This window comes from Xanthomarina sp., from assembly GCF_035306705.1.
Classification (GTDB): Bacteria; Bacteroidota; Bacteroidia; order Flavobacteriales; family Flavobacteriaceae; genus Xanthomarina.
In genome coordinates this window covers 1-4829 of sequence record NZ_DATGNO010000053.1, presented here as the reverse complement: position 1 = coordinate 4829, position 4829 = coordinate 1, and the positions used below count along the sequence as shown (strand labels likewise).

The following is a 4829-nucleotide window of genomic DNA, read 5'->3' as shown; positions in this document are numbered from 1 at the left end:
ATCTTTATTTATTGCAACACCAATTATGTACGATGCAGTGAAAAAAGGAGGTGCCCACGATTCTTTAAAAGATAAACCAAAAGAAGAAGTTGTTAAAGCATAAGCTTAAACAAGTATAAATTATATAAAAAAAGCCTTTTTGATTTGTTTCAAAAAGGCTTTTTTGTGTTTAGACCTTTCAGGTTTTAAAAACCTAAAAGGTGTAAATTAACTATTCTCGTTAATCCAAGTTTCTGTTAGCTTCCAAAGGGAGTCTTGATACTCTTTTTTAAAATATCCAAAATGCTGAACATCCTTAATGTTTAAGTCTGCAGGAATTAGATGTCTTCTATCCACTTTTGCATGGGTTAATTTTGAGGCCAACCAATCTACCGATGCCTTTGAAGCGAATAAATCTCTCGGAAAACTAAGTATTAACACTGGACAGCTAACCGTACTAAAATATAATTCAGTATTCTTAAAATGTCCAAACATATAATTGGGATGGATTCCCCATTGGCGCCATTGGTATGCTACTTGCTTAGGAATGTTCTCAAACAAGCCTAGTTTTTTAGCTGGAAAATAACCAAAAATTGGAGTTGTAAATGGAATGAGTACATACCAAAACATAAACATTCTAAATCTTGAAAAGCCTTTAAAATATTTCCAATAGCCAGTTTGTGAAGCAATGGTTATAATACTGTCTACAAGTTTAATCTCAGCATTTAAACCCATAAGCTGACCGCCAATGCTATGTGTTATTAGAATAATTTTATGTTCTGGATTCGTTTCTTTGGCATATTTTATTACGGCAGCTTGATCGAAAGCCCATGCGTTTAAATTAGCAGTAATATGTTTGATGCTTTTCGAGTTTGATGCGCCAATTCCGTAATAATCAAAAGTGTAAACTGTAAACCCTAAAGAAGAGAAATGACTAGCAAATCTGGAATAGTATTTTTGTAAAACCCCCGTTGCAGAAGATATAATGATGCTTTTGTTGCTAGAGTTTTCTGGGTAAAATATGGAAACACTTATTTTATGTTGGAAAGATGTAGCTAATAATATGTTTTTTACGCTGTAATTCATCTCGTTTCTTAGGCTTATGTAAAAGCAAATACATGCTTTTGATAAAGAGTTATTAGCTATTGAAATACGCTTTTAACTTCTGCTATCGTGTCTAATAACTACCCCCTGTCTACTGTGTACTAACCACAGAATACAACATGCTATCGCCAACTTGTAATTTCCATTTGGCAACCAAGCCTGCATTTACTTCCAACACATATTTGGCAGGAAAAATGGATGGCAGCGAGCTTTCATCCAATGGTTGCGCATTTTCTTGAAAACTCACGATGGTTTTATTGGTGTCCAAATAAATTAAATCCAAAGCAAACTGGGTATTTTTCATATAAAAAGATCGAGGTCTTTCGTCTTCAAACACAAACAACATACCCTGGTTTTCTTTCATAGAACTTCTGTACATCAATCCCGTTTGGGTTTCGTACTCATTATCGGCAATTTCGATATCTATTTTTGAAAGTGGAATTTGGGTTTCACCTTCAAAAAGAGTTAATTCGCCTTCTTTGGTAAAAGGAACTTCGGTTGTTTTAATTATTTTCTTGTCGTCTTTACAAGAAGTTGTCAATCCTATCGAAACCATACTTAATATATAAACAATAGGAAGCGTATATTTTAATTTGAAAAACATTTTAAGCGGTTTGATTTTTGGGTTTATAAACAAACATAAAATAAAATCCAATTAGTATAAAAGGAACACTAAGCATTTGCCCTGTGTTTAATCCCATAAGCGTGATATATTCGTCGCCTTGTGGTTCTTTTACAAATTCCACAAACAATCTAATGGTCCATAAAAGCACTAAAAATAATCCGAATAAAAACCCTGACTGATTGGCTTTACTGGTTTTGGTATAGAAATACCAAAGGATTAAAAACACAAAAACATAGCAAAACGCCTCGTATAATTGCGCTGGATGTCTATAAGGCACTTCTTGTAATAATTCTTGGAATTGTGGATTAGAGGCAATGGCATCATAAGCCGCTTTAGGGTTTTGCATGCCTGTAAGTTGCATGGCTTCTCCTGGACCATATTGATCTTGAATAAAGCGGACACCAAAAGCAGAATCGGTTATTTTTCCAATGATTTCAGAATTAATAAAATTTCCAATTCTAATAAAAATAGCACCAGAAGCAACCGGAATAACTACACGATCTAAAATCCACATTAAGGTTTTGTACTTGTATTTTCTTCGGTAGAGATACATCCCGATGATAATTCCTATAGCAGCACCATGGCTGGCTAACCCTTGAAATCCGGTAAATTCGAATTCTGGATGAAAGCGAAATGGTAAAAAGATACTGAAGAAGTCTTGGGAAATTAATTCCGACTGATAGAAGATAACATGTCCTAAACGTGCGCCCAACATGGTGGCAAAAACCGTATAAATAAACAGTGGATCTAAATACTCTAGCTTTATTTTTTCTTTTATAAATATTCGTTTCATAATGTACCATCCTAAAAGAAAGGCAATAATCCACATCATGCTATAAAAATGAAGTTTGAAATTTCCAATGATATCGATTCCAGAGATTGGATTCCAATCGAACTTAAGTAAAAACATAGAATTAATTTTATGAATGTAAATATAACATTTATGGGCTATTTAAATGAATATGTTAAAAAGGATTAACGAGAATTTATCATTATCGTGTTACGAACAGGTCGCGACCTGTCCGTACGGGAGGAAAACAATTTATAATTAGTTATTTATTTTGGATTCCTTTTTTAAATCTTTGTGGGGGCGGGTCGGGACCTGTCCGTACGGCAAATTTTTAGTTGTCATCCTTCTCCGGTACTGGATCGTAACCCGATCTGCCCCAGGGATGGCAACTAAAAATCCGTATAATTGCCAGTTTTCCACCCTTAAAAAACCCGTGTTTTTCCAAAGCTTCTTTAGCATAGTGCGAACAAGTAGGTTGAAATCTGCAGGTAGCTGGTGTAAATGGAGAAATAAACAACTGATATATTTTTATGAGTAATAAAAACGGATATGTAAGTAGACGTTTCAAAAGGTTTGTCGTAAAGTCGTTTGTTGTTAAGTCGAGTTTTAGTTTTACGTTTAAATAAATGCTTTAAAAAAATAATTTCTTAAAGCATATATTTAATTGGTAATATATTCTATTTCATTTCTAATTGTCAGGTAATCTTCGTTTGTAATTAATTGAAACTCTTTAGAGATAATAGCTTGGTTTAATAATTCTATGTTCAAATAGCTTAATAACTCATGGATTGACCCTATTTGTTCTAAGCATTAATCAACGAGTAGGCAACTAGACAATAATAAGATTTACAACAAACTAAGTGAGGTTAAAGACTAAAGCTCGTGCCGTCCTTTCCGTCATTCAATTGAATGCCAAGTTCATCGAGTTCATCCCTAATTTGATCGGATAAAGCAAAATCTTTATTATCTCTAGCTTCCTGGCGTAATTTTATAAGCAGTTGCACGGTAGCCGAAAGTTTGTCTGTATTTCCAGTTTCATCTATCGAATTCGTGTTTCTAAGTCCCATAACATCAAACATAAAGGCATGAATGGTTTCTTTTAAAAGCGCTAAGTCTTCTTTTGTAAGACGCGCTTTTTCATCCTTCACCTGATTGATAAATTTAACAGCTTCAAATAAATTAGCAATTAAAATAGGGGTATTAAAATCATCATTCATGGCATTGTAGCAGGTTTGTTTCCATGCTGAAACGTCCATGCTTGACGAGGTTGATGTTGGTAGGTTTTCTAATGAGTTTACAGCGTCTAAAAGTCGGTAAAAACCTTTTTCACTAGCCGATAAGCCTGGATCTGTTAAGTCAAGAATACTTCTATAAGAAGACTGCATCATAAAGAAACGAATAACCTCTGGGCTGTACGCTTTAGACATGATGTTGTTGTCTCCAGAAAGCAACTCTCTAGGGTTTATAATGTTTCCGGTGGATTTAGACATTCTTTGTCCGTTTAGCTCTAACATATTGGCATGCATCCAGAAGTTAACTGGTGTTATTCCTTTAGCAGCTTGATTTTGTGCAATTTCACACTCGTGATGTGGGAATTTTAAATCCATTCCGCCCCCATGAATATCAAAATGATCGCCAAGATATTTTGTGCTCATGGCTGTACATTCTAAATGCCAACCAGGAAAACCATCGCTCCAAGGCGAAGGCCAACGCATAATATGTTGTGGTTCTGCTTTTTTCCAAAGGGCAAAATCCTGTGGATTCTTTTTGTCGCTTTGTCCATCAAGTTCGCGCGTATTATGGATTAAATCTTCCACTTTGCGCTTGCTTAAAATGCCGTAATTATTGGTTTCGTTATATTTTAAAACATCAAAATACACAGAGCCATTTACTAGGTATGCAAAACCATTGTCTATAATGGTTTTAATTAATTCTATTTGTTCAATAATATGTCCCGTAGCTGTAGGCTCAATACTTGGTGGTATAAAATTAAATGTGTTTAGAATGTTGTGGAAGTCTACAGTATAGCGTTGTACTACTTCCATAGGTTCTATTTCTTCTAAGCGTGCTTTTTTTGTTATTTTGTCTTCACCTTCATCGGCATCATTTTCTAAATGTCCAGCATCGGTAATGTTTCTAACATAACGTACTTTATAACCCAGGTGCTTCAGATATCTGTAAATCATATCGAAAGACATAAAGGTTCTAACATTTCCTAAATGCACATGACTATAAACTGTTGGGCCACAAACGTACATGCCTACATAGCCCTCGTGAATAGGTTTAAAAATCTCTTTTTCCCCTGAAAGTGAATTGTATATTTTTATCTCT

At 34.5% G+C, this 4829-nt stretch carries 5 protein-coding genes; all 5 read right to left on the bottom strand.

Annotated elements, in window-relative coordinates; translation table 11 throughout:
- Window positions 1-207: 207 nt before the first annotated feature.
- Entirely contained in the window at window positions 208-1065 is an 858-nt protein-coding gene (locus VKY47_RS04510; protein ID WP_324310713.1) for an alpha/beta hydrolase family protein, read from the bottom strand.
- 109 nt (window positions 1066-1174) lie between these two features.
- Window positions 1175-1687 carry a DUF192 domain-containing protein gene (locus VKY47_RS04505; RefSeq protein WP_324310711.1) on the bottom strand — a complete coding sequence of 171 codons (513 nt, stop codon included), beginning with the start codon at window positions 1685-1687 and terminating at the stop codon, window positions 1175-1177.
- Window position 1688: 1 nt separating this feature from the next.
- A complete protein-coding gene (gene lgt / locus VKY47_RS04500) occupies window positions 1689-2618 on the bottom strand; it encodes a prolipoprotein diacylglyceryl transferase (protein ID WP_324310709.1) in 930 nt (309 codons plus the stop codon).
- Between the two features lie 211 nt (window positions 2619-2829).
- Window positions 2830-3066, bottom strand: coding sequence for a membrane protein insertion efficiency factor YidD (gene yidD, locus VKY47_RS04495; RefSeq protein ID WP_324310707.1), 237 nt, complete (start codon window positions 3064-3066; stop codon window positions 2830-2832).
- A gap of 298 nt (window positions 3067-3364) precedes the next feature.
- On the bottom strand, window positions 3365-4825 hold the full coding sequence (gene cysS, locus VKY47_RS04490; protein ID WP_324310716.1) for a cysteine--tRNA ligase: 1461 nt from the start codon (window positions 4823-4825) through the stop codon (window positions 3365-3367).
- Between the last annotated feature and the right edge of the window lie 4 nt (window positions 4826-4829).

What these genes read in the sequence shown, in the direction of transcription:
- VKY47_RS04510 (WP_324310713.1), bottom strand. Translation starts at nt 1,065, where the DNA reads ATGAATTACAGCGTAAAAAACATATTATTAGCTACATCTTTCCAACAT.
- VKY47_RS04505 (WP_324310711.1), bottom strand. Translation starts at nt 1,687, where the DNA reads ATGTTTTTCAAATTAAAATATACGCTTCCTATTGTTTATATATTAAGT.
- lgt (WP_324310709.1), bottom strand. Translation starts at nt 2,618, where the DNA reads ATGTTTTTACTTAAGTTCGATTGGAATCCAATCTCTGGAATCGATATC.